This is a genomic window from Lacrimispora amygdalina (assembly GCF_003432035.1).
Lineage (GTDB): Bacteria > Bacillota > Clostridia > Lachnospirales > Lachnospiraceae > Lacrimispora > Lacrimispora amygdalina.
Genome location: NZ_QOHO01000041.1, coordinates 20,866 through 46,682 on the forward strand (window position 1 = coordinate 20,866; position 25,817 = coordinate 46,682).

24 protein-coding genes are annotated in these 25,817 nt (G+C 42.0%); 3 read left to right on the forward strand and 21 right to left on the reverse strand.

The features are described from left to right. Positions 1 to 2: 2 nt before the first annotated feature. The 15 genes from DS742_RS13600 to DS742_RS13670 form a co-directional block, all read right to left on the reverse strand. Positions 3 to 1,487 (reverse strand): aldehyde dehydrogenase family protein, encoded by a 1,485-nt coding sequence (locus DS742_RS13600; RefSeq protein WP_117417526.1) that lies wholly within the window; start codon positions 1,485 to 1,487, stop codon positions 3 to 5. A 31-nt stretch (positions 1,488 to 1,518) separates the two neighbouring features. Then, positions 1,519 to 1,824: a BMC domain-containing protein gene (locus DS742_RS13605; RefSeq protein WP_104433724.1), complete on the reverse strand. Its 306-nt coding sequence runs from the start codon at positions 1,822 to 1,824 to the stop codon at positions 1,519 to 1,521. Between the two features lie 17 nt (positions 1,825 to 1,841). Beyond that, a complete protein-coding gene (locus DS742_RS13610) occupies positions 1,842 to 2,138 on the reverse strand; it encodes a BMC domain-containing protein (RefSeq protein ID WP_104433722.1) in 297 nt (98 codons plus the stop codon). Between the two features lie 20 nt (positions 2,139 to 2,158). Continuing rightward, a complete protein-coding gene (locus DS742_RS13615) occupies positions 2,159 to 2,446 on the reverse strand; it encodes a hypothetical protein (RefSeq protein WP_117417527.1) in 288 nt (95 codons plus the stop codon). A gap of 4 nt (positions 2,447 to 2,450) precedes the next feature. Next, complete coding sequence (locus DS742_RS13620; protein ID WP_117417528.1) at positions 2,451 to 3,449, reverse strand: DMT family transporter; 999 nt, start codon at positions 3,447 to 3,449, stop codon at positions 2,451 to 2,453. After that, positions 3,449 to 3,739, reverse strand: a complete 291-nt coding sequence (gene eutM / locus DS742_RS13625; RefSeq protein ID WP_097003123.1) for an ethanolamine utilization microcompartment protein EutM — start codon at positions 3,737 to 3,739, stop codon at positions 3,449 to 3,451. Before eutM ends, DS742_RS13620 begins: the two co-directional genes overlap by 1 nt. 3 nt (positions 3,740 to 3,742) lie before the next feature. Next, the gene (locus DS742_RS13630) at positions 3,743 to 4,702 is read right to left on the reverse strand and encodes a DMT family transporter (protein ID WP_117417529.1); all 960 of its coding nucleotides are present in this window, start codon (positions 4,700 to 4,702) and stop codon (positions 3,743 to 3,745) included. A 344-nt stretch (positions 4,703 to 5,046) separates the two neighbouring features. Further along, the gene (locus tag DS742_RS13635; protein WP_117417556.1) at positions 5,047 to 5,880 is read right to left on the reverse strand and encodes a MerR family transcriptional regulator; all 834 of its coding nucleotides are present in this window, start codon (positions 5,878 to 5,880) and stop codon (positions 5,047 to 5,049) included. Between the two features lie 201 nt (positions 5,881 to 6,081). After that, on the reverse strand, positions 6,082 to 6,402 hold the full coding sequence (gene trxA, locus DS742_RS13640) for a thioredoxin (protein ID WP_097003120.1): 321 nt from the start codon (positions 6,400 to 6,402) through the stop codon (positions 6,082 to 6,084). Positions 6,403 to 6,586: 184 nt separating this feature from the next. Beyond that, positions 6,587 to 7,741: a hypothetical protein gene (locus DS742_RS13645; protein WP_117417530.1), complete on the reverse strand. Its 1,155-nt coding sequence runs from the start codon at positions 7,739 to 7,741 to the stop codon at positions 6,587 to 6,589. Further along, positions 7,698 to 9,896 (reverse strand): YhgE/Pip domain-containing protein, encoded by a 2,199-nt coding sequence (locus DS742_RS13650; protein ID WP_242996474.1) that lies wholly within the window; start codon positions 9,894 to 9,896, stop codon positions 7,698 to 7,700. The genes DS742_RS13645 and DS742_RS13650 overlap by 44 nt, the downstream gene beginning before the upstream one ends. Positions 9,897 to 10,103: 207 nt before the next feature. Beyond that, on the reverse strand, positions 10,104 to 10,880 hold the full coding sequence (locus tag DS742_RS13655) for a class I SAM-dependent methyltransferase (protein WP_117417531.1): 777 nt from the start codon (positions 10,878 to 10,880) through the stop codon (positions 10,104 to 10,106). Between the two features lie 139 nt (positions 10,881 to 11,019). Continuing rightward, on the reverse strand, positions 11,020 to 11,376 hold the full coding sequence (locus DS742_RS13660) for a cupin domain-containing protein (RefSeq protein WP_117417532.1): 357 nt from the start codon (positions 11,374 to 11,376) through the stop codon (positions 11,020 to 11,022). Between the two features lie 94 nt (positions 11,377 to 11,470). Next, positions 11,471 to 12,436: an isocitrate lyase/PEP mutase family protein gene (locus DS742_RS13665; protein WP_117417533.1), complete on the reverse strand. Its 966-nt coding sequence runs from the start codon at positions 12,434 to 12,436 to the stop codon at positions 11,471 to 11,473. Positions 12,437 to 12,470: 34 nt separating this feature from the next. Further along, positions 12,471 to 13,781: a GntP family permease gene (locus DS742_RS13670; protein WP_117417534.1), complete on the reverse strand. Its 1,311-nt coding sequence runs from the start codon at positions 13,779 to 13,781 to the stop codon at positions 12,471 to 12,473. 511 nt (positions 13,782 to 14,292) lie between these two features. Between DS742_RS13670 and DS742_RS13675 the strand changes: the two genes are divergently transcribed. Continuing rightward, entirely contained in the window at positions 14,293 to 14,991 is a 699-nt protein-coding gene (locus DS742_RS13675) for a GntR family transcriptional regulator (protein WP_117417535.1), read from the forward strand. 70 nt (positions 14,992 to 15,061) lie between these two features. Here the strand turns inward: DS742_RS13675 and yicI are convergent, their stop codons facing one another. From yicI to DS742_RS13700, 5 genes are read right to left on the reverse strand one after another with little or no spacing between them, the layout of a single operon-like run. Continuing rightward, positions 15,062 to 17,326: an alpha-xylosidase gene (gene yicI, locus DS742_RS13680; protein ID WP_117417536.1), complete on the reverse strand. Its 2,265-nt coding sequence runs from the start codon at positions 17,324 to 17,326 to the stop codon at positions 15,062 to 15,064. Positions 17,327 to 17,355: 29 nt separating this feature from the next. After that, the gene (locus tag DS742_RS13685; RefSeq protein ID WP_117417537.1) at positions 17,356 to 19,413 is read right to left on the reverse strand and encodes a beta-glucosidase family protein; all 2,058 of its coding nucleotides are present in this window, start codon (positions 19,411 to 19,413) and stop codon (positions 17,356 to 17,358) included. A 16-nt stretch (positions 19,414 to 19,429) separates the two neighbouring features. Continuing rightward, on the reverse strand, positions 19,430 to 20,251 hold the full coding sequence (locus DS742_RS13690) for a carbohydrate ABC transporter permease (protein ID WP_117417538.1): 822 nt from the start codon (positions 20,249 to 20,251) through the stop codon (positions 19,430 to 19,432). Beyond that, positions 20,248 to 21,126: a carbohydrate ABC transporter permease gene (locus tag DS742_RS13695; RefSeq protein WP_117417539.1), complete on the reverse strand. Its 879-nt coding sequence runs from the start codon at positions 21,124 to 21,126 to the stop codon at positions 20,248 to 20,250. The genes DS742_RS13690 and DS742_RS13695 overlap by 4 nt, the downstream gene beginning before the upstream one ends. 13 nt (positions 21,127 to 21,139) lie before the next feature. Continuing rightward, entirely contained in the window at positions 21,140 to 22,471 is a 1,332-nt protein-coding gene (locus DS742_RS13700) for an ABC transporter substrate-binding protein (RefSeq protein WP_117417540.1), read from the reverse strand. 343 nt (positions 22,472 to 22,814) lie between these two features. On the opposite strand from DS742_RS13700, the gene DS742_RS13705 reads away from it, so the two are divergent. Continuing rightward, positions 22,815 to 24,539 carry a cache domain-containing sensor histidine kinase gene (locus tag DS742_RS13705; protein WP_242996478.1) on the forward strand — a complete coding sequence of 575 codons (1,725 nt, stop codon included), beginning with the start codon at positions 22,815 to 22,817 and terminating at the stop codon, positions 24,537 to 24,539. Beyond that, complete coding sequence (locus DS742_RS13710) at positions 24,517 to 25,275, forward strand: response regulator transcription factor (RefSeq protein ID WP_117417541.1); 759 nt, start codon at positions 24,517 to 24,519, stop codon at positions 25,273 to 25,275. Before DS742_RS13705 ends, DS742_RS13710 begins: the two co-directional genes overlap by 23 nt. Position 25,276: 1 nt before the next feature. Here DS742_RS13710 and DS742_RS13715 read toward each other — a convergent pair whose 3' ends face one another. Beyond that, the gene (locus DS742_RS13715; RefSeq protein ID WP_117417542.1) at positions 25,277 to 25,801 is read right to left on the reverse strand and encodes an HXXEE domain-containing protein; all 525 of its coding nucleotides are present in this window, start codon (positions 25,799 to 25,801) and stop codon (positions 25,277 to 25,279) included. Positions 25,802 to 25,817 lie beyond the last annotated feature (16 nt).

The window sequence follows — 25,817 nt, forward strand, 5'->3', positions numbered from 1 at the left end:
TCTTACAGTTCCTTTGATAATGCTTCTAAAATCTGCTTTAAAAGTTCTTTTGCATCCCCATGCTGCCCGGCTGGTGCCGAAGACTTTGTGCAGGAACACAACTCTTTCTTTGCATTTTCCAGATATTCGCCGGCATTTCTTACTCCATATCCCACTTTCCGGATATAGATGAAATTCATAGGGGAAACATTATCCGATGTAATACCGGCTCCGGCTGTGATACTGCCCAGTGTCATGGCTGGGAATAAATTCGTGGTCATTCCCATGCTGCCTAATGTGGCTGGGGTATTGACAAGTACTCTTCCAACCGGTTTTTTCAAAGCGAACTGGCGGATTACTTCTTCGTCTCTGGAATGGATTACCAGAGTGTGGCCATGGCTTTCATTTACCAGGAGATTCATACATTTCTCACAGGCATGCATCCAGTCGTTTTCGATGTAATAAGCAAGTACGGGACAGAGAAGCTCTTTTGCAAAGGGGTTTCTGTCAGAAATATATTTCTGCTGGGAAACCAGAACGCTTGTATTCTCCGGTACGGTAAAACCTGCACGTCTGGCAAGTTCTAACGCCGGTCTTCCCATAATCTCCGTATCTGCATTTCCATGTTCCAGGTTGAGAAGATCAATTAACTGCTTCTCCTCTTCTCCGTTCATGAAATAAGCACCGTTTTTCAGCATTTCCGCTTTTACTTCTGCAGCAATTAAGCTGTCCACTACCACATACTGCTCAGCCGCAGATACGATTCCATAATCAAAGGTACGGCTTACGATAATATCTTCAACCGCCTGTTTTAAATCAGCTGTCCGCTCTATAAATACAGGACCATTTCCGGTGCCTCCATAAATATAGGGCTTTCCGCTTTCTGCTGCCTCACCGTTTAATTCCGGTACTCCCGTATTCACCACCATGGCTGCTGCCGGGTGATGAATCAGCTCCAAAGCTCCTGCTTTCGTTACAGTCTTCAAATAACCGATGGCTCCTTCCGGAAGGCCATGGCGGAGACCTGCTTCCTTCATACAGTCGAGAAGCCTTCCTGTCACCTTCACTGCCCGCTCATGAGGAGCAATGACAATGGGGTTGCCGGACTTCACTGCAATCAGTACGTTGTATATAGCAGTGGAGACCGGGCTTACAGAAGGAGTAAGAGCAGCAATGACTCCCACTGGAACACCTACGTCCATGGTTTTTCGTACAGGATCTTCATTCAGAACGCCCACACATTTCATGTCCTGTAAGTGTTTCGGCAGAAATTCGCAGACAAAGGTGTTCTTGACCAGCTTGTCCTTTGCACGTCCGTAGCCGGTTTCTTCCGCGGACATAACGGCCAGCTCTTCGGCCAGTTCCTTTGCTGCTTTCGCAAGACCTTCGACGATTCTGTCAAGCTTTTCCTGGGGGAAGGTGAGCATGGTCTTACCGGCGTCTCTTGCGCTTTCCATTAAAATCCTTGCCTCCTGTATGGAGAGAAGGTCTTTATCTACAAAATTCATTTCATTGTTCTCCCTTCAACCGGGATACGTTTTATTCCTGCTCCGGCGCAGCGATTGCATATCTCCTGATGATCTTTTCAAGATCCGGATGAGGTCTCGGGATTACAACACAGCTGTAAATCTCTGCACCCATATCGCTTACTGCTTTCACTCCTGCATCAACTGCAGTCTTGCAGGCTCCTACATCTCCGCGTACCAGAACGGAAATATATCCGGAAGCTACGTTCTCATAACCAATAAGTTCAACATCTGCAGCCTTACACATAGCATCAGCTGCTTCTAATGCGAATACCAAACCAAATGTTTCAATTGAGCCGATGGCTTCATATCTTACCATATACTGTTTTCCTCTCTTTACGCGTCAATATCATGTACTGATACAATGTCGCCAACTTCTTTGATCGGTCTTGGCATTACATTATGTGCAGTCAGTTTACCGATAGCTGCTGCTGCTTCTGCGCCTGCATCTACAGCGGAACGTACGGCTGCCACATCACCCTTAACCATAATGGTTACAAGGGTGGAGCCTACGTTTTCATAGGAAATCAATTCTACATCTGCTGCTTTGAGCATCTTATCTGCTGCTTCCAGAGCCGGGGTCAATCCAAGAGTTTCTACCAGCCCTAACGCTTCATCTCCGTAATATCTCACCTTCGTAAACCTCCTGAAATTTATTTGTGATTGCGGTATTTTTTATCTACGTACTTGTCAACGGTTGCCTTGCCGTCATCGTTAATGGAATAACGCATGCGCAGTTCACCCTTCTCATCTAAGTCGTAGCTTTGTAAGTTAACCAGTCCGTTTGCCTCTAAAGACATTACGTGGTCCATATAACGATCTTTTGTGAACTGACGTTCTCCGCCGTACTGGGACTTTAAAGCCCCCATAATCTGAGCGATATCAGCACTTTCTACTCCGTATAAATAATTTAAAACCGCTGTTCTTGCAGGTAATAACATGTTTTTATTCCCCTTTCCTGAATAAATCCAGTGGATTCATGGTAACCACAATCGCACCTAATACGATTACGATAGAGCCGATTACAATCGTAGGGGTAACTGCCTGTCCCAAAAACAGGATACAGAAGAAAACGCCCCAGAACGCATATGTTACATTTAAGGACATACCAATCGCACAGCCAACCGTGGAGTTGCTCTTATACCAGCAAAGGAAGGATACTGCTGCGCTTAAGCCTGCTGCTGCAAGCCATATAACCGGAATTCCTGCAGTTAATGTTCCGCCTAAGAGTCCTAAGCCTCCAACGATAGGAAGAATTACGAATAAGTCCACAATGCCGGAGATGAGCTGACGTAAATTTACTGCAACATCAGTGTCGATCATGGCTCCGCCGTAGGTAGAGAATACACCTTCCAGTGCCCAGCAGATCGCTGCAACGAAGGAGAAGATAATTCCCAGAGTAAAATTGTCGCTGCCTTCCGGCTTGGTCCAGTTGATGATGATGGCACCAGCCACGCATACAATCATGCCGACCATAACTCTTTTTGTAATTTTCTGTTTTAAGAAAATCCATGCAAAAATTGCACCAAACAAACTGCATAATGCTGAGATCGGGATCGCATAAGCTCCTGCCATGGCAAGACCAACCAGATAAGCGCCGTTTGCAACAGGTCCTCCAAGAAGTGATCCAATTACAATCATTTTTCCAGGGAATGTATTAAGACTTCTGCCCATCTCACGGATACGGCCGCTTTTTGCATTGTAAGCAGTCAGCCAGATTCCTGCAAAAAGATCATTTAAGCCGGATAATACATATGGTCCTGCTAAAAGACCTGCTGCGCTGGCAAGAGGTTCATAATAGCCGGCTACCAGTACAAGAACCGTGTAGATTCCGTAGGTAAGTCCGGATAACGCACCGGTTGTCATTCCAGTTGTCCTGAATTTTTTGTTAATAGCTGCCATTTTCGCATCCGCAGATGCTGATGTCATTCCTTGGTTACCCATTACTTAATCTCCTTTTTATCCTTTGGAAGAATTGTCTCAACTTCTGCGTGAGGACGTGGAATTACGTGTACGGATACCAGTTCGCCAACTCTCTGTGCTGCTGCTGCGCCTGCATCAGTAGCTGCTTTCACTGCTCCAACATCACCTCTTACCATAACAGTAACAAGTCCGCCGCCTACAAATTCTTTACCAACAAGTGTTACATTTGCTGCCTTTACCATAGCGTCTGCAGCTTCGATTGAGCCTATTAAGCCCTTTGTTTCGATCATTCCTAATGCATCATATTTCATTGTTTAGTCCTCCTTTTTACTTAGCAGTTCAAATGGGTCAACAGATACTAAAATAGCTCCGATGATAATGATAATAGAACCAATAATAATGGTCGGGGTCACTGGCTGTTTGATAAACAGGATACAAAACAGCACGCCCCAGAACGCGTAGGTGATATTTAATGACATTCCCATAGCACAGCCCACAGTGCTGTTTGACTTATACCAGCAGAGATAGGAGATTGCCGCACAGAGGCCGGCAACGATCAGCCATGCAACGGGAGGCAGGGCAAAGAGTGTGCCTTTTAAAAGTCCCATACCGCCTACCATAGGCAGAATTACAAATAAATCAACGATTCCGGATAAAAGCTGGCGGATATTAATTACCACATCTGTATCAAGCATCGCACTACCGTAAGCTGCAAAAACGCCTTCCAGCGCCCAGCCAATTGCTGCAACAAAGGCACAAATGATTCCCAGCGTAAAGTTGGTGCTGCCTTCTGGTTTTACCCAGTTAATGACAATCGCTCCAACAACACAGATCAGCATACCAAGACCAACTCTGGGTACGATTTTCTGTTTTAAAAAGATTCGTGCAAATAATGCTCCGAAAAGGATGTACATGGCAGATATTGGTATTGCATAAGCTCCTGCCATAGCCAGCCCCATCAAATATGCACCACTGGCAATCGGTCCGCCTACCAGGGAGCCAAGAAGAATGATTTTGCCGGGAAACAGCTTTAAGCTTCTTCCGATCTCACGTATTCTTCCGGTCTTTATGTTATACACAGTAAGCCAGATACCGGCAAATAAGTCATTGAGACCAGATGTTACGTAGGGAGCAGCAAATAGCCCCACCGCCCCGGCAAGTGGTTTGTAGTACCCGGCAATCAGTACAAAGGTGGTGTATAACCCGTACATGAGACCGGATATCAAACCGGTTGTAATGCCAATTCGTTTAAATTTCTTTCGCGCTTCCGTCATTTAAGTTTCCTTCCCCATCTGAATAGTGCACAAAATTTAAGTTGTCCTGTTACTTTTTCTTTCACGTTCAGCTGAAAACGTTTAGAAAATGCGCGGTGCCTGTTAATGTTACTAATTTTCTTCTGGCTGCCTGCATTTTTCTATGCATTTAGTATAGGACTTCCCCCTATGGGGAATGTCAACCGATTTTTTTTAATTTTTCCCGCAATTTAAATGGAACATTTTTCCGTGGTGCTCCACACATAAAAAAGGCTCTCCTGAAACAGAAATTTTTAATCATTTCTGTTTCAGGAGAGCCTGTCAGACTTATTCTTTTATCCGGTCAGACAGCGCTTCATGCTCCCTTACTGCCGGTAAACCGGAACAATAACTTCCGTTACAAACTCTTCCGGATTCCTGGTTGTCCAGTAATCCACCACATACCGTTCAAAGCTTTCTTTCCCGCACTGATATCCCCGCTTGGCTGCCCAGCCTGCAATCCGTTCGTACTCTTCATCAATGGTCTCATGTCTTCCAATATGATAAACCGAAGCAACCATGATACCTCCATAGGTCTGGCGGTTTAAACATTCCTTGCATGGGTGAATGGCTTTCTGCATAATCGTTGCCGTATCGCATTTGCCTTTCATCTTATCCTCAAAAGAGTCAAACTTAAGGATTACCGGACCTGTTATTTCATTCTCAGCCTTTTCAAGGTGATTGGTCCATTCAATATTTATAATGGATTCCATATAATTGTATTCGAATTTCTGTGTCAGGCTGCAGAAGGTGGACTCCGGAAGGAATCTGACAGATACCTCATGTACATTGTTCTGGAGCACCATCTTGGCTTCCTGAATCAGCTCGTACCAGTCCTTAACAGCCACATAGCTGTTATGAATCTGCTGCTCCTGCAGACAGAGCTGATCGATCTTGTTGCGGAAATTCTGTTCCAGATAATAGTAGGTATTGCCCTCGACTAACCCCTGCATCTCTTCCAGCTTAAATCCCATCTGCTTATAATACTTTACAACAGGAACCGTCATAAGAGTTTCTTTGTTGTAGTAGCGGTAGCTGTTCTCCTTACATATCATATCCGGTGATATGATTCCGATCTTGTCGTAAAAACGCAGAGCCTTTGTTGAAATGTTGCAGATCTTACTCACTTCCCCTATTGAGTACAGTTTCTTTTCTTCCATGTAAACCCCCATAAGCACTGGCATTGTCTATGTGTTCCTTGTCCGATTTACCTATTTTATCATTCGTACTTTCTACATATACAACCAGTATAATCCTTCCCGTATAGGGGAATGTCAATACCCACTTCTTTGTTATTTATATTCAAAAAAAACCACAGGTTCCTCCTCTCACCGGATTGACCTGTGGTTTCATGAGTGTTATTATTTTACCTGCTCCACCATCTGCAGAATGTCTTTCTTGGACTTTACTCCTACAGAAGTTGCCGCCAGTTTTCCGCCTTTGAAAATTCCTACAGTAGGAATGCTCATAACCTTAAACTGTCCTGCAAGATCCGGCTCATTATCCACATCAACCTTTCCAATCTTTAACCCGGAATGGTTCTCAGATGCAATCTCATCAAGTACCGGTGCAAACATCTTACAGGGACCGCACCAGGTTGCCCAGAAATCTACCAGCACTACATCATCTGTTTTTAAAACCTCTTCATCAAAGTTCTGCTTTGTTAATGTTACGATTGACATATATTACTCCTCCTTCATTCTATCTCTTATTTCAGGGAATTTGCTTTATTTCATTAGTCTTATCAATATTTCCCGGATTATGCCCTGTTATGGAAAGGACTCTTTTTTCTGCTGTTTTCTCTTACTTTGTTTTCTTACTGTTATTATAAAAGTTACAGTTGCGTTTGTCAATAGAATTCTATATTTATTTCACTTCTAATCCAAGAAATTTTATCATCTCCATAAATTTTTCCTTTAATTCTGATAGGCTTACGGTTTCTTCCCCTTGTGCAGAAAGTCTATCATGATCCAGTATACCAGCCGAAATTCTTCCGCCCTCATACCCCCCGCTAAGCTTCAGTTTCAAATTTAAGTCATTTTTATTGTATATAATATTTAATTCTTTTATCTGTAAAGTCCGTTTTTCTTCCTCACCGTTTCCAAAATACACCGTTGTATCAAAATTAATTTCACCATCTGACCCGGTTATGCGGCCCGACAGAAGTGCTCCCTGATTCTCCATCCTTTGAAAGCCTGCATATGCGAGCCCTGGTATGATGATTTGTGAAATGGAGAGATCCTTTCGTATAGAGAAGAGTATTTCCTGGGTCTCACCCTCTGTTTTCCGTTCCTTAAGAAGCTTCGCCCAGCTTTCAGGCTCTTTCCCGGGTACTTCTTCCAAAAGTGCTCCAGTTTCTTTGAGAACGGAGTCAAATTGCCCGGCCGGGACCAGCGCCCGTATGGTAACACCATTTTTGTCTCTTCCGGTAAACTCAATTCTGCTCCTTTCCATCATATCTGCGATGTGGTCCTGCAGCTGCTTTAAGCTGTTTTTCAGTTTTTCCTTTTTATTTGGAATGGGAGAAATTCCAATCTGATCTTTTACGTCAGTCTGGGTTGTCTTTACCACTGCTGCAGAGATCTGGGGCACTTGGATCACCACCTGACCGGCATCAGCCCAGTATTCTGCTCCCTCCCGTATTGCTCCAAGAAAATATACATCAACCTTTCCCTGGGTAAACGTATTCTCAAGATCACGCTGTTCCGTGAAAGAAATTCCAAGACCGCCGGGCAGAACCAGTACCTGCTTTCCATTTACGAAGGCTTCATCTATAACCAGCTTAACGGAATCCTCATAAGCATCCCCTTCTCCCTTCTCATTTCCCCAAAGCTCCTTTAATATACCCTGCGTCTGCAGTGCAGAGCGGGCCAGATAAAATCTGGCATAATAAATAGGGAAATAATGCCATCCTGCAGCTGCAAGAGCAATGACAGCTGCTATTCCTGCTGCCCAAATAAACAGTATTTTCTTATTATTACATAATGCCGGTCTGGCTGAGTTTTTCTTCAAAAAATTCATTAAGTTCAAGCACCTTCTTCCTCAATACGATTCCCACCAGCAGGGAGAGTGGAATATATACCAGAACATTCCTGATATCAATCCAGTAAGCGTTTTCATATATTCCTCCCACACATTCCCTCATGGCATTGATCAAGTGGGTAAACGGAAGCAGAGGATTTACCATCTGGAAAAATCTGGGTGTTACCTGAATAGGGAATGTACCTCCGGACCCTGCCACCTGTATAACCATAAATACCACTACAATTGCTTTTCCTACGTCACCGAAGGAAATTGTCATGGAATATGTAATATTGGTAAATATAATGCTTGCAATGACTGCAGCCAGCACAAATTTTCCCGGCTCCAGGCACTGGATTTTCAGCATATAGAGATCCCCAAGGGATACCACCAGTGCCTGCATAATTCCGAAGAGCATAAATGTAAGGTATCTGCCGAAATACGTTTCATAAAGCCTCAGACCCTGGGAACGGGATGGTTCTACTTTTGTTTTCAGCAATGCTACCAGAATCAGACCACCTACCCAAATAGCGAGTATGGTATAGAAAGGAGCCATGGCAGAACCATAGTTTTCCACCGGGTATACTTTATTCGTCTGCATATCCGCAGGTTTCATCATAAAATCACTGAACTGCTCCGGATCATTCTTCATAATATCCATTATTTTATTCAGCTGTTTATTATCTGCAACCTTATTCACGTCTGTAATCATGTCATCGACCCGCTCCTGGCTCTTGTGAATCAGATTGAGCGCGCTGTCCAAAGCCTCAATCAGACTTTGAGACGATGTATTGACACTGGTAAGCGTGGTATCAATCTGTCCTGCCAGATTTCCGATGCTGTCAAGTGCTCCAGCGGTGGTGCCAAGAGCATCGTAGGTTTTATCAAGACTGTCCTTTAAGGGTACCTCAATCTTTCCTGTATAGTAATTATGAATATCAGAGATAGAATTATAGGCCAGAGACAGACTGTCTCCGATGTCATCTTTTATATCACCAGGTAATTTTCTCGTCTCTTTCACAGTCTTTTCCGCCGACTGCAGTTTTGTTAAAAGCTCCTGCTGCTGTTTTACTGCAGCGCCGGTCTCCTGCTGGATCCGGGCAACATCTGTTAACTTAACAGGAAGTTTGCTGTTGATATCCCCTAAAAGTGTGCTGAAGCTGTTTAACTGGCTGATCATACCAGAAGTTAAACTTTCCATGGCTTTTAAAGTGTTAATCGCTGCATCGGCAGACGTATCGGATACGTCTCCCAGCACATGAAAGGTTTCATAGACTGTCTCCTCGATCTGGGTCATCTGATCCAGTGTATCATCCACTCCGCCCGTTACAATATCTGACATTCCCCTTGTTGAATCAACCAGAGTTCTGGCACTCTGAGCCGTGTCTTCTCCTGAGGCTATCATCTTGTTTACATCGGGCAGGGTTCCCTTAACTCCGTCATTTAAACTATTCACTGTATGAAGTGTCGCTTTTAGCATACCGATGGTATCAGTAAGCTGGTTTAAGCTGTCCTTTATCTCATTCAGAGAGCTGACCGCATCACCTCTGTCCGTATCTTTGCGGCTGCTCCAGTCATCGGAATATCCATTAACCAGTTTTCCCATCACTTTGGAAGCGGAACTGATAAATGTTTCATTGATCTGCTGCTGCACGCTCTCCACACCTTTTCCTGTAATCTTCGTTGCAACGGCATTCTTTTTCTCGTTTACATAATACTGCAATACCGGCCGTTCAATGTGAGAGGTCAGAACACTTGATATCTTTTGGCTGAAGTCCTCAGGAACAATGACTGCTGCATAAAATTTCCCGGACTCAACACCATCCATAGCTTCATCTTTATCCACAAACTGCCAGCCGATTTTATCATTTTTCCTCAGCTCGTCAAGGATCATTTCTCCTATGTTAATAGCGGAATCATCAATATCAGAATCAAAAATACTGTCAATGGATGCTCCTTCATCCAGATTGACAACCGCAACCTTTAACCCCTTTGTATTTGCATAGGGGTCCCAGCTTGCAGCTATATTGAACCATGCGTATAAGGCAGGGAGCAGGGTCAGTCCAAGGGCGATCAGCATTGCTACCGGATTTAAAAATATATGTTTTAAATCCCCCGCGAATATTTTTAATATGTTTTTTGCATGTTGAATCATGCTTGCCTCCTTTGTAGTGGATTCTTTAAATATGAAGTAGAATAGCTATGTATTATAATATTTTATTGCACCAAATGCAATGTCTTATTCTGTTAAGGAATTTTCTTATTTATTATTAACCGGAATGTCAATATTATTAAAATGAACAATTCCTGGTACAGAACGAAAAAAACGGACTTCCCAAAAGGAAATCCGATTCTTTGCTTATTATAGTGAACTGTTATTTAATTCAGGCTTTTTTGTTATGTATAACGCAATCGTATCAATTATTTTTATCTGGTTTCCAGCATTCATAACAGCTTTTCTGATTGCCTCATAGAATCTGGTTTTATAGGGCTCTTTTAGCGTTATGTGCTCCACCTGGGTGCCAGCTAGGTAATCCACATATTCGTCTGCATTTAAAACTCTCTCTTTTTTCCATTCGAAGTAATTTAAGTCAACGAACCCGTAATTGAGAACATGTTCGTAATCTAATCTGCAAGTATACTTTGTTTCGACATAAAAATGCTTTCTATATACTTCCAGCATTTGTTCATACAGATCTTCATTCCCGCTTTTATAATCTGAGTATGTCATGAACATGGCAAAGGTGCCGCCAGGTTTTAATAGATCAAAAACTTTCGGAAATCCGATGGTTTCCGGAATCCACTGTATGGTGGCGGCAGAGTAAACCAGATCAAATTTCTTCGTTTGGAAATTGTGGGTTTCAAAGTCATCATTCACAATATGGAAATTGCGGTAAGATCCAAATTTGTTCTCCATAAACGCTGCAAAATGCTCCCCCAGCTCGATTGCCAGATAGTCACACCCTGTTTTCAGGAAAGGCTCAGTGGCCTGTCCTGTTCCTGGTCCGATTTCCAGAACTGCTTTGTTTCGTCCAAGATCTGCGCAACTAATTACTTCCGTATAGAGTTCCTCACAATATCTTGTTCTCCATTTGTCAAACTGTTCCGGAATGGTGTCAAACGTTTTTCTAAAATCCATACTCTCTCCTCTGATTAAATTCTACGGACATAATTGTTAGAATTATCATATCACTGATATAATATCATTTCAAGATTTTACAAACTTACCAGAGTCTTTGCTGATTTTAGAAAACATAGTGAAATCAAGCGTTTTATTATTATCTCTTATCAAGTAAAATCAGAGCTATCAATTCTACTGGTTCGTTACCAACAGCCTCAATACCGTGACCTTCTCCAACACCTGTAAAGGTTACATCACCGGCCGTAACTATTTTTATCGTTCCATTATCATTATATTTTGCAACACCGCTTAATATATAATATGTCTCAGATTCTTTTTCATGAATATGATATCCGATAGATGATCCCGGATATACAGAAGTATGCGCAAATACTCTTCCTGCCTGATACATCTCATCAGGTCCGTTTAAAAGACTTCTGACCAGTATTTCTCCTTCTCCTTCGAACGGACTTTTCTTTTTATGATATATTTTTTCATCTCTTTTACGAATCATAAGTTATCCTTCTTTCATCTCTTACTAAAGAATACCTCTGTTCACTATACTATCACATGAAAGCAGAGGTATTATCTTATGTTATATAATATTTTTATTTATTATGTTTTTTTGCTTTTTCATTAAACTCTTCTTCAATTCCAATCCAGTAATTAAGTCCCATATCAATCCAGTTTGGCATATCTTTAGGATCCATTCCACCCATATCATGTTCATCTGCATAAACCGTATGGCGATCGACAACTACATGTTTTGCGTATTCATACATACCAAACATAGAAGCTTTTTCAAGGAAATGGCAAGTGACAAAATTAAATCCATAAGGTTCAACCTCTTCAAGTGATACGTCCGGTTTTCCATTCTTGCTCATAACGTCAGGCCACATTTTCCAGCCTTTTACTTCTTTACTGACTTTTTTAGCTTCTTCAATCGTCTTAAGTCCAATGATGAGTGTCATAACTTTCACTCCCATTTCCTCAGCCATTGCTTCTGCTGCTTTACAACGGCTTATTGCCTCATCAAGCCCATATTGTAATTTGCATTCTGTTCTTGCAATAACCAAAAAATCAGTTCCTTTGGCCGCTTCAAAAGATGCGGCTATCTTTGCCAGCCATTTTTCTTTTGAAATAACCTCATGCTTAATATCACCGTCTTTATAACCGTTCATCATTGCAAATCCCCATCTATTCCAGCCTCTGATCCCGGTTGTATCATCCAGTGTGCATCCTTTTGCCCCTGCATTAATAAGGCGTTTGATAAGGCGATATGTTGTTAATGGTGTATCACCAAATCCATCATCCGCATCCACAATAAGCGGAAGTGAAGAATAATTACATATTCTTTCCGTGGACTGCACCAGATCATCTGCTGTTATTAAACCTATATCCGGAAGACCTGCTACACTTTCAGCCAACTGTCCCCCGCTTAACATTAAAGCTTTAAATCCCGCCAGCTCAGCAGCTCTTGAAGTACGGCAATCCCATACACAAGGAGCAAAAATCTGCTCATTTTCAACTAATTCAATAAAAGACTTAACCGGTTTCTTTTCATATTTGCTCATTAATTTTCTCCTTTATTAAAAATGATTGTTTTAACTATGAAATAGGATACATGATATTTCCTAACAACAAAGCCAGCGCAAGTGCCAGTAGTGTAATAACTACGGTACAAACAAATAAATATTTATATCCGTCTTTATACGAAACACCTGATATCGCAAGTATCGCCACAATTCCACCGCTATGTGGTAAACTATCCAGTCCAACTGAAGCAATTACACCAACTCTGTGCATAATTTCCGGATTAACACCCATTGCCAGGAAAGGTTCTGCCAATACAGAGAGAGTCGTTGACAGCCCTCCCATCCCCGATGCATTTAATCCACACAATAGTGTTGTTGCAATACCGAAGATTATAAGCGGATTTCCACCTGACTTACTAAAATTAAGAATAAAATCAACTATTTTCTGAAAGCCCGGTGCAATTCTTATAACAGCACCGATTGCAACAATAGCCGATGCGTTAACAATAGTAATTGCTGCGCTGTTTACAGAGTCCGTAAGTAACTGCCTTAAGCCAGTGATATTTTTAAAGAACATTGCGGCACATAATACGATACCAGACAATAATGCAACGGAAATATCCATTTTAAATACATTTAGTACAACTGCAATCACAACAATAGGAAGCACGGAAAGGATTACATTTGGAAGTTTTCCATTTGCCTCCATTTCATCTGCTTTTGCTAATATTTTATTTGTTTCTTCGTCTGTCTCAAATCCAATACCTTTTTGTTTTGCACGATTTGCTTCATACGTTAAATAAACGAGTATCAGTATTAAAGTAAAGGCTGCACATACAATTCCCACAACTGGTGCTGCCATTGCATTTGTTGGTAAATAAGATGAAGGTATAATGTTTTGAATCTGGGGATTACCGGGTAACATTGTCACCCAAGTGAAAATTCCTGCGCCAATTGAAGCGGGAATTAAATATCTAGGTAAATTTGCTTTCCTAAATACAGCCAGAGTAATTGGATATAAGGCAAAACAGGAAACAAATGCAGAAACACCGCCAAAAGTGAGAAGACCGCCTGCAATAACGATAGCTGGGATTGCTCGTTTAACCCCCAGCCTGTTGATAATTACTGCTGCTATTGAACTAGCTGCGCCGGTAATATCCATCAGCTTTGAAAGAATTGCACCTAGCAAAAGCATAAGCCATGCAGATTTTACAAAACCTGAAAATCCTGCCATATAATCATTTGTTACTGTGGAAACAACTGGCAATCCACTAAATACGGCAATAAAAATTATACTGATTGCTGCTGCATATACAACTGGAACTTTTTTAAGTGTAAGCACAAGCAATATAGCAAGACCCAATAATATCACTAACATATCCATAACTCTTCTTCTCCTCAAATTATAAAATTGTAATATTAAACATGAAGTAATAACTATCTGGCGGCCAAAAAAGCTTAAACTCCCCCTAACAACTATCAGAAAATTATGATATCTGCAATACTATTCTTACATCAGGTAATTAGCCGCGCGAATTCTAATTGACATGTGTTTAAACCATATTGCATACTCTTAATATACGTGTAGTATACATCAGTTATTTTAGTTTTACAATTGTTATTTGTGATAAATATAACATTTTCTTTTCATGCAATTTGCATAATACAATTCACTTTTATCTATTAACGAATGTTACGTTTTTATCTGATATATGTATTGTACACTACATGAATATATCTTGAATACTTGACATAGTTACAACGCTATAATAATATATAAATAATAATCGTATTAATTTAAATATACAGCTTTTGACGATTTCGTATAAGTTTACACAGGTTACGATTACTTTCTTACTATTTTTGCCGCCTTTAGCGGCGGAATTGAGGTTATTATGAATAAAAAAACTCAGGCTCAACCAGGCCTTAAAAATCATGCATATCAACTACTCAAAGATAAACTGGTAGATTGTGTATATCCCCCAGGCTGCATACTAAATGAAGCCCAGCTGGCAAATGAACTGCAATTTAGCCGTACTCCAATAAGAGAAGCAATTAGCAAATTAGAAATGGAAGGTTTTATCAAAGTTTTACCAAAAAAAGGGATATATGTAACCGACATATCTTTAAACGACGTCGTACAGGTTTTTCAAACCCGTGTTGAAATTGAACCCATAGCCCTTAGACTGGCTGCCTCCCATCTTCCATTGGAAGAACTTATTAATTTCTGCAAAAAATTTAACGATCCAATTACAGATATACAAAACAGCTTCCGTCTGGATACTGCGATGCATCTGTTTATTATTGAACATTGTGGAAATCACTTTATCATAGATATGATGCGAAGAGTATTTGAAGAAAATACGCGCATTATTATATCGAGCAAACAGAATCAATCACAGGTACATGATGCCAAAGAAGAACATTTAGAAATATTAAATAAATTGATTGATGGAAAATATGCCGATGCAGAACAATGTATGATCAACCACATAAAATCCTGCAGAACATCTGCCTTTGATTATTTTTATAATAATCAGCTATATTCTGCTGCAGTTGAAAACACTTATAAGAAAGAATTGGAAAAGCTATAAAGAAGCATACAAGAGAATAAAAATCAAGAAACTTAAATAGGGTATTGCACAAGCAATACCCACTGTTTTTTTACCGGATCACCGGAACCAAACTAACCTTTACCTCTTGCTCTCCCAGAATCCTGTAACTAAAGTTTCCATTTCCTCCCTCCACATAAAGCCTGATCACATCCGCTTCCCGCACTGCTTTCACATTCATCACAACTCTGCCTTTTAAGTCGGTAACAGACGTTTTTCCAATGCCCCCATCCTCGAATACGGACAGCCAGAACGTAACCCCGTCACAGAAATCATAATCTGTTCTGCTGTCGCAGCTGCCAACAGCTAAAATACTGTTGTGTTTTACCAAAACCGGAAGGTTATAATAATCAAAGGTTTCCTTCCTCCAGCGTCCACCTTCAATCACTTGTTCACTCAGCAGATTCACCCATTTTCCATCCGGCACATAGTATTCCACTTCACCCGATTCTTTAAAAACCGGTGCCACCAGAAGACTGTCGCCCAGCATATACTGTCTGTCAAGAGTCTCACATGCCCGATCCTCAGGAAATTCCATAAACATGGGACGCATGACCGGAATTCCTTCTTCATGTGCCTCAGCTGCCTGCCCGTACAAATAAGGCATCAGGCTGCATTTCAGCTTAGCAAACTTCCGCAGCACATCACAGGCTTCCTCATCAAACAGCCAGGGAACCCGGTAAGAAGAGGATCCATGAAGGCGGCTGTGAGAACTTAAGAGTCCAAACTGGCACCAGCGTTTGTATACATCGGCTGTTGCCGTACTCTCAAATCCACCGATATCATGGCTCCAGAATCCAAATCCGGAACAGGCCAGAGACAGGCCGCTGCGAAGAGTTTCTGCCATTGAAGGATAGGAAGCGGAACAATCACCTCCCCAGTGTACCGGAAATTTCTGACCGCCTGCAGCCGCAGAACGGGCAAATAAAACAGCCTCTCCTTTTCCCCGCTCCCTCTCAAGCAGATCAAAAACAGTCTTGTTATATAAATACGTATAATAATTATGCATCCTTACGGGATCAGAGCCGTCATGGTATGCAATATCCTTCACCGGTATCCGCTCCCCAAAATCCGTCTTAAAACAGTCCACGCCCATATCCAGAAGGATTTTTAGCTTCTCCTGATACCAGGCCGCTGCGTCAGGATTGGTAAAATCAACCACTCCCATACCAGCCTGCCACATATCGGTCTGCCATACCGCCCCGTTTTTCTTCCTGATTAAATATCCTTTCTCCATTCCTTCCTTAAACAAAGACGACTTCTGGGCTATATACGGATTGATCCACACACAGATTTTAAGCCCTTTTTCATGGTAACGCTTCAGCATTCCCACAGGATCGGGAAATGTATTCGCATCCCAGGTAAAATTACACCACTCATACCCTTCCATCCAGAAACAGTCAAAATGAAAGACCTGCAGCGGAATATCCCGTTCCGCCATTCCATCTATAAAATCAGATGTGGTATCCTCATCATAATCCGTAGTAAATGAAGTAGTCAGCCACAGACCAAAGGACCATGCCGGAGGGAGGGAAGGCTTTCCTGTTAATTCCGTATATTTTTTAATGGTACCTTTGGGTGTATGACCATTTATGATATAATAATCCAGCCGCTCTCCCTCTAAAGAAAACTGAACACGTTCCACCTTCTCGCTGGCGACCTCATAGGATATATCTCCAGGATCACCGACCAGAACGCCATAACCCTTATTCGTCATATAAAACGGGATATTCTTATATGCGATTTCGCTGGCAGTTCCTCCGTCCTCGTTCCACATTTCCACGATCTGCCCATTTTTTACAAAAGGTGTAAACCTCTCACCCATTCCATAAACATATTCTCCCACATCAAGAGCAAGCTGTTCAACCATATAACATCTTCCGTTTTCCCTGTTTTTCATATAAGCCATATTTTTAAAACCGGTACTGGTAAGCTCCCTGTCTCCGTCATAAAAACGGATGCCCCAGGAATCAGGCCGTTTATCAATAACAGCTTTGGTGCGTCCTGTCTGAAAAACAATATCTTCCCCTGATTCAACAATGCTTACCCTTGGACTGCACTCTGAAACCGCTGTTAATGGTCCCTGGTCAGCCAGCCCTTCAAAATGGGAAACCGAGATTTTCAGCACGTCCTCCATGGGACTTGTTATACGGATTGTCAGCATCCCAAGGTTCAGAATATCTCCCCTGCTTTTTATACTTTTTCCCGGTGCATAAACCGTTAATTCCCCTCCATTTATCCGGCTGCCTGCATATTCAACAGCATAAAGGGGCGTAATTTCATCTCTTACCTTCCAAAAACCACTGGTGAATTTCATATCTGTTCTCCTTGCCTGAATTAATCAGTTCATTCCATATCATATTTTTCTGTCTCTAATACACATTCCTTAACCTCTACCCACTGTCTTAAGCGTATATCAGAAACAGAACTGCCCATACAAATCTCATATTCATCATCGGGTACAGTAAAACATTTAAGCTCTTCATTGTAATAAGAAAAAGCCTTTTCAGCTAAATAAAAATCAAGTGTCTTTCTTTCTCCTGGCTCTAATGCTATTTTATTAAATCCCTTCAGTTCCATGACAGGTCTCTTCACATTCTTTCCTGCAGCTCTGACATAAACCTGAACGGTTTCAAAGCCAGCCCGATTTCCGCAGTTTTTTACATCTGCCCTTACTAAAAAGCCATAACTGGCCTTTTCAACTCTAAGATCCTCATACACATACTCAGTATAAGACAATCCATGACCGAAACAGTATCGTACCTTAACATCTTCTGATTCAAAATAACGGTATCCCACAAATACTCCCTCTCCGTAAACAACCGTTTCACTTCCGGGGAATTCTCCCAGCTTATGAGCGGGACAGTCTTCAAGACGCTTTGGTAACGTAAACGGCAGCTTTCCGGAAGGATTAACTTTTCCCAGAAGGACTCTGGCAAGCGCCCGTCCGCCCTCCATTCCATTATAGCTGGTATAGACAATGGCTTTTGCACGGTCTGCAAAGGCTTCCAAATCAACGGGTGACCCCGCCAGTACTGCAATAACCGCATGATCATTGACATTTAACACTGCCGAGATCAGCTCCTCCTGCCCGGCAGGGAGCTTCATATCCTTACGGTCCTGCCCTTCCACATCATATTCATGATTCAGACCGCAAAAGACAATGACATCTTCACATTCCGCGGCAAGCACAGCGGCTCTTTTCACTCCATCATCCCCTGCTCCAGGTTCATAAACCACCTCAATGTTTCCGCCGGCCTCCATCGTAAGCCCCATCAAAGGAGAAATCTCATACAATGCCTTGATTCCTGCACTTCCACCCCCTGCCCCATGAAGTGCGTCCGCATTTTCACCAATCACCGCCAGACGCTTCTTTCCGGCAAGTACCAGAGGAAGCCTTTTTTCTTCATTTTTCAGAAGCACGACCGCTTCTTCTGCGCAGGACAGGATTGCCTCCCGATGGGCAGGGGCATTATATACACCCGGACTTCTGGTCTTCCTTTTATCACCAAGCATGGACAGGCTGTTCATTAAATTCAGGATGTGTCTGATCTTTTCATCAATTATCTCCTCAGCCACTTCCTCTGCCAGAACCTTTTTATAAAGAAGATCTGCCATATAATAATCATCAAAATTACTGGTAACGGACATTTCAATATCAAGCCCGCCCAAAGCCGCTTCTGATGTATCATGGACACCGCCCCAGTCAGAAATCACAACTCCGTCAAACTTCCATTCATTACGAAGAATGTCCCAAAGAAGATACCGGTTGTGGCAGCAGAAATCTCCCCGTAATTTATTATAGGCTCCCATAATGGTTTTCGATTTTCCCTCTTTTACTGCTGCTTCAAAGCCTGGAAGATAGATTTCCCGCAGTGCCCGCTCACTGACCTTAACACTGACTGACAGGCGGTTTGTTTCCTGGTTGTTAACTGCAAAATGTTTCACGCAGGCTGCTGTATCATTTTCCTGGATTCCTTTTATTAATGGAACTGCCAGCTGGGCAGTAAGATATGGATCTTCACTCATATATTCAAAGTTACGTCCGCAAAGCGGAGAGCGGATTATATTGATTCCGGGAGCCAGAATTACATCTTTCCCCCTTCCTCTTGCCTCTGCTCCCAGAACGCGTCCCATCCGTTCTGCCTGACTGCGGCTCCAGGTACATGCAAGAGCGGTATTTGAGGGCAGGTAGGAAACAAAATCATCCGTGGTTCCTTTGGGATTCCAGTTATCATCCTCAAGTTCTCTTCTCACTCCCATGGGTCCATCGGACATCCAGAGAGGAGGAATGTCCAGACGTTTTACTCCGCCCGTATGAAAAATCCCCTGTCCGTGTATCATTCCTGTTTTTTCTTCCAGTGTCAGTTCTTTTACCAGTTCATCAATCTCATACCTTTCCATGAACACCTCCTGTTGCTTATCCTTTCACCGAACCGGTGGATACTCCGCCGACAATATACTTCTGACCTAATATGAATACAATTAACACCGGTGCCAGTGTCAATATAATGTCGGCTGCCACCAGATTCCATGAATTTTCAAATGCTCCGAAAAAGCTGTATACTGCAAGGGTCATAGGCCATTTTCCTGAATTATTCAAATAATACAGCGGCATGGTAAAATCATTCCAGACCGTCATAAATTCCAGTACGAATACCGTAGACATAATGGGCTTTATTAACGGTACGATAACCCTTATAAACAGCTGGCGGGGACTGCACCCGTCAATGACCGCTGCTTCATCAATCTCCCTCGGGATTGTTGCTATAAATCCAAAAGAAAGAAAAAGGCTTAAAGGAATATTAATAGCCGCATATAAAAGAATTATGCCAATCCGTGTATTTACCAGATGAAGAACCTGAAGGACCTTCATCAGCGCCACGTTATTAATGGGGACTGCAATTCCTGAAATAATAAAATAGTACAAAAAGCGGTTGATCCCCTTTTGATTCCTGGAGATCACAAAAGCGGCAGCCGATACCAGAATAACAATAATCACCACACTGCAGGAGGCATACAGGATTCCGTTTAAAAAGGAGGAGAACAGCTTTCCCTTTTCTACCACTGTAATATAATTCTCAACTACCCATTTTTTCGGAAGGGAAAGAGTCATACGGTTGGCTTCCGCTGAGGTCTTAAACGAATTGATAAATAACACCGCCAGCGGAAGAAGGACGATCAGACTGATTAGAAATGATATCAGGTTTCCCGCTATGGAAACAATACTTTTCTTCATCATACCTCCACCTCCTTGTTTTCCATGGACCAGATAATGAAATACAAAAGAGACAGAACCACAAAGAACAATATACTGGATAGAGTGGTACCCATAGCCAGATTGCCTTTGGAAAATTCTTTATATACTGCTGTATTGATCACTCCTGTTGCATTACCCGGTCCGCCGTTTGTCAGGGAATAGATCATGTCGAAGACACGCAGACCATACGTAACATTTAATACTGTCACATTTACTAGAACCGGTTTTAACAGCGGCAGGGTGATACAGGTAAACTTCTTAAAAAAGCTGGCTCCGTCAATGCTGGCGGCCTCGTAGTACTCCGGGGCTACAGAAAGCAGCCCCGCGATTACTATCACCATAATATATCCCATACCCTTCCAGGTATCAACCAGGATCACAGTTGGAAACACAAGCTTTAAATCAGTCAGCCAGTTCTTTGCCAGCCCTCCAAATCCGATTCCTCTCAGGAAATTATTTAAAAACCCGGTAGTCGGATGAAGCATACTCCTGAAAACCAGACCTACCACCAGATAAGACATGACCTGGGGCGAAAATATGACCATACGGTGAAGATTTTTACCCCTGATGAAGGTCTGAGTTAATAGCAGAGCCAGAGCCAGCCCTGCAACAGTCTTAAGAACCGTTGTAGCAATTGTAAACCACAGGGTATTGGCTATGTATTTCATATATTCCGAATTTCCATGAAAAACCGTTTTATAATTTGCCAGTCCTGCAAAATGTATCTCATCGCTGAAATTATTCCAGTCTGTAAAGGAATAAGCGATTCCAAGCACTCCCGGAAGGAAACAAAGGAGAAAGAAGAGAATGGCTGCGCCGGCAGCATAATACCATGGGTATATTTTTTTTCTGTTCATTTGCATCGTTCCTTTATTTTGTCCAGCCAGGGTCTTTTTGCAGAGTTGCCTGCTCCGTACGCCGTTTCATAATTGAATCAAGAACATCTTCAGGTGTCATTGCACCGGTATACATTGATTCTAAATCCTTTCCTACATCCATCCACTGGCTGTCAATGTAATTCACTGAGGTCTGAACCACATTGGCCTTTTTTAAGGAATCCAAAAACTTCTGATCCTCTTCCGAATATTTGCTCTTGATCTCAGGCCAGCATAAATTGCTTAACTCCGGCTGTCCGTCAAGACGTTTCTGTAAGTTTTCAGGTCTTGAAAGAAATTCGAAAAACTGCTTTGCTTCCTCCACATATTTGCTGTCCTTGTTAATGAAATAAGCATTGCTTGCAGGGTTTACTCCAATGGTCTGATTATCCCCCCACGGCATAACGAAAGCTCCTAATTTCTCAGTTGCTTTAAAATCAGGATAATCGGCGTCGATCTGGCCGCGGTACCCCAGTTCCGCAATTGTCATGGCACATCTTCCGGAGGCCATTGCCTCTTTTCCGTTTTCCCATGCATTGCTTAAATAATCGTCTCCAAAATATCCTGCTCTGGCGCATTCATCTAACTGCCCGATAATGGTAGAAAGTGCCGGGATCTCATCCAGATCAATCTTGTTGTCATTTAATTTCTGGTAAATATCCGGATCCTGAGCCAGCCACAATCCGCCTGTTTCAAACAGCGGAAGCACCTGGTGCCACCCATTGGTGGTAGCTTCAAAAATCGGTGTGGTACCGGAATCCTTGATTTTCTGGCAGACATTTTTAAACTCTGCATAAGTGGTGGGAACCGTCAGACCTAATTTATTGAAAATGTCTTTATTATAGAGATAAAAATACATTTTTGCGCCTGGAAAAGTAATTCCATATACCTTACTGTCAACAGAAACGGCCGACTTTGCACTTGCATCTAACCGGTTTACCCAGTCCTGACCGGTCAGTTCGGCGCAATACTTATCCATGTGAATACTGGAGACAAGGCTGATGGGTGTATCTGCGCATATAATATCGGGTGCTTCTCCGGACTCAAGCTTTACCTTAATCAAATCCCTCCACTGAGCATCCGGGGAAATCTGAAAATCGATCTTAATTCCGGTTTCACCTTCAAACTCCTTGGCAAGTTCCTGAACGATACCGGAAGTAGGAAGACCGCTTTGGTGACTGCCAAATGTCAGCGTAACATTCTTTTTGGAACCACTGCTGTCATCACTTTTTGCGCTGTTTCCTCCTGGATTGCAGCCCGCTGTCATTCCTGCCGCGAGTATAGCCGCCAAAGTCAGACTGATAATTTTCTTTCCTCTCTTTTTCATGACCTTCTCCTTTTTTCTTCTCACTTAGACTTGTTACTTTTTCCGGAAATTCCTTTGAAAAAAGTAATGTTTTGTTATAAATTCATAATACCACAAGGGGCTTCGGGGCAAAATAGACAATTCCGAACTGCCATTTGCATTTTTTTGAACTACATTGTATAATATTGTTCACGAAGGGAGGTGCTTTTCGATCAAAAAGTCAGGAAAACAATATTCCCAAAAATGGTATCTCTTTATTATATATGGTCTTTTTATCCTGATACTACTGGTTATTTTCTTCGTTTTTACTTATAGCCATTACCGTAAAAATGCCTTAAAGGATGCTTCCAAGGATTTGGAAAATATGTGCGCATCGGTAGAAAGCTCGGTCAGGACCCAGCTTGACAGCATCTCTTCAATTTCCATGAATATCGTATATTCCAACGCCATAAAAATGAATTTCAGGGAGTTTTCCACCACATTCCAGCGTGACGGCACGCCACCCGCAGATCAGGCTGCTTCCAGGGAAAAGGCGATGGCAATTCACGACATCGTTACGGCCATGATCGGAGCATATCAGAGTGCCTCTGAAATTAACTTATATACGATGGATGGTTCCTGTGTGGAGGCCGGTTACTGGCTTAGGACCACTACCGTAGATTTGGAACGCCTGCCCTGGTATTCCCAGACTCTGGCATTAAATGGACATAAGTACATAACAGCACCCGTGGTAAACAGAGAGCTGCCTGCCAAAGGCGAAAATCAGAAATCTCAGAAATTCATCTCCCTGGTACGCCTTTTTCTGGATACAGACGGCAAACCGGAGGGTATTGTTGAAGTTGTCCAGGATTGTGACAGGATTTTTTCCCTTTCCTCGCAGCTTGAAAGCCAGAATCCGGACAGCCGTGTTTTTATCTACAATTCCAGGCAGGAGCTTGTATATCCATATGCATCCGATTCTTCTTATCCAGATTACTATGCCATGATAACTCACACTGCTGCCGCTGAAGGTCAGGCAGGAGTCTTAAATACAGAAAGCAGCGGAAAATTTCTCTTTACATACCAGACTATCGAAGGTTACGACTGGACTGTGATCCTGGTCAGGCCCCAATCCGCTTTTTATAAATCTCTTTCTCTTTTCAGGACAACATTTTTCCTGATCGGGGCATTATCCATCCTGGTAACACTCTTCATCTGTTTTTTTATTTCCAAGCGTTTGACGGTCCCCTTAGAAAAGCTGACGGCAGCCACAGGAAAAATCACCATCAGCCGTGTCCTTGATGAAAAGAAGGTTAATTTAACCTCCGCTGACAGCAGTATTAAAGAGCTTTCCCTGCTCTGCGAGTCCATTCGCAGCATGTACGAAAAGCTGCGTTCCACTTCACAGGAGGTATTATTGTCCAAGTCCGAGGAAACCCGGGCCAAGTTTCAGGCCGCCCAGTCACTGATCAATCCCCATTTCTTATATAACTGCCTGACAAATATTTCCGTTATGGCGGAAGAAAATATGAATGAGGATATCATTCGAATGTGTCGTTACCTTTGTGATTATTTCCGTTATATTTCTTCTTCCAGGGAAATGATCGTTCCGCTTAAAGAAGAAATCTTCTATACGGAATGCTACTTAAACTGTATGCAGATGCGTTTTCATGAAGGTTTTACCTATAACATGAACATAGGAGAAGGTACGGAACAGATCTATATACCAAAGCTCATTATTCAGCCCATTGTGGAAAATGTCTTCAAGTACGGATTTCAGATTACTCCGCCATGGCAGCTGTCTATTTCTTCCTACTCCGAAAACGGGCAGTGGTACTTAAAGGTAGAGGATAATGGAGGCCTGTTAAGCGAAGAAAAGAAAGAAGAACTATTAAAGCTATACGAAAACCTGGATATGAATAAAGAATGGAATTCATTGCAGATCGGCAATATGGGACTTAAAAATGTCTGCCTTCGTTTAAGGCTTCTCTACGGGACCGAAGCAGTTTTTCAAATTGACTGTTCAACTCCCGGCAGAACCAGCTTTATAGTGGGCGGCCCTATCTATCAGTCAAGGGAGGAATATTATGAACACCATCCAGAGCTATAGTTATCTTGCAGCGGAAGACGAAAGCCTCATTCGAAAAAACCTGATCAAGAAAATATCTTCCTTAAATTTACCTCTTAAGCTGGCCGGCGAAGCAGTCAATGGACTGGAAGCCATAGAATTAACAGAAGCAAACTGTCCTGATCTCATTATTACGGATATCCACATGCCCCAGTGCGACGGAATTGAACTGGCAAGCTATTTAAAGAAAAACCATCCCAGTGTTAAGATTATTATTATCAGCGGGTATAATGATTTTTCCTATGCCCAGTCCGCAATCCGTTATGGAGTCGTAGATTATTTATTAAAGCCGGTTACTATTGAAAACCTTTTCGAATCACTTCAGAAACTGCTGATTACCATGAAATCCGAAACTGATGTTTTGGAATCCTACTGCACAGTTAACGAAAGACTGAGCCAGGAATCTATTTGCAGACTTATGGAAAAATATCTTCAGGAGAATTATAAGCAGGAAGTTTTCTTTCAGGAATTGAGTGAGAAATTCGGATTTACACCGGAATATCTTGGAAAGATATTTAAGAAAAGTACTGGAGAAACGCCTTCCAAGTATCTGACCAGACTTCGGATCAATGAAGCTAAACGGCTGCTGCTCCATAATCCGGATATGGAAGTGCAGAAGGTGGGGGAACTATCCGGATATCCGGATAGTGCTTACTTCAGCAGGGTTTTTAAATCCTATGTAGGTATCCAGCCCAGTGAATACCGGAATAAGACTTAAATCAGTGGCTATGTGCTAACCATTTGCTGAATACCTCCATAACTTTGTGAACAAAAATTAAATTAACCACCATAAATAGAAAGGATAAAACAGAGTACAAGACAACAGTATCCAGAGGAAACAGTTCCACTGTATGTTTAATAATGTAAATACATATAGGCAGACAAATAACACTTGTAATAATAGCAGGAACATACTTTTTTACAATAAGTGCCTGAAAACAATGTATTACTAAATGCAAAGTAAATGCAATAAACACTCCTATCCATAAGATATACCAATTCATAACATAAGAAACAACTGTAATTATGCTAATCAGAATAAATTCTTCTGCTACGCCAAATGCAAAAGATGAGGTTGTAATATTATCACAATGAGGTAATAATCTTTTTGATAATCCAGGAAATCTTTCACAGAGATAACTTCTATTCCTGCTTACCCACGATTGCATAAAAATTATTTCTTCAAAATCGTGAAAAATAAAAAGTATAGGAAACAACCATACCATTGCTTTTATATCATTCATTCTTATATCTCCTAAA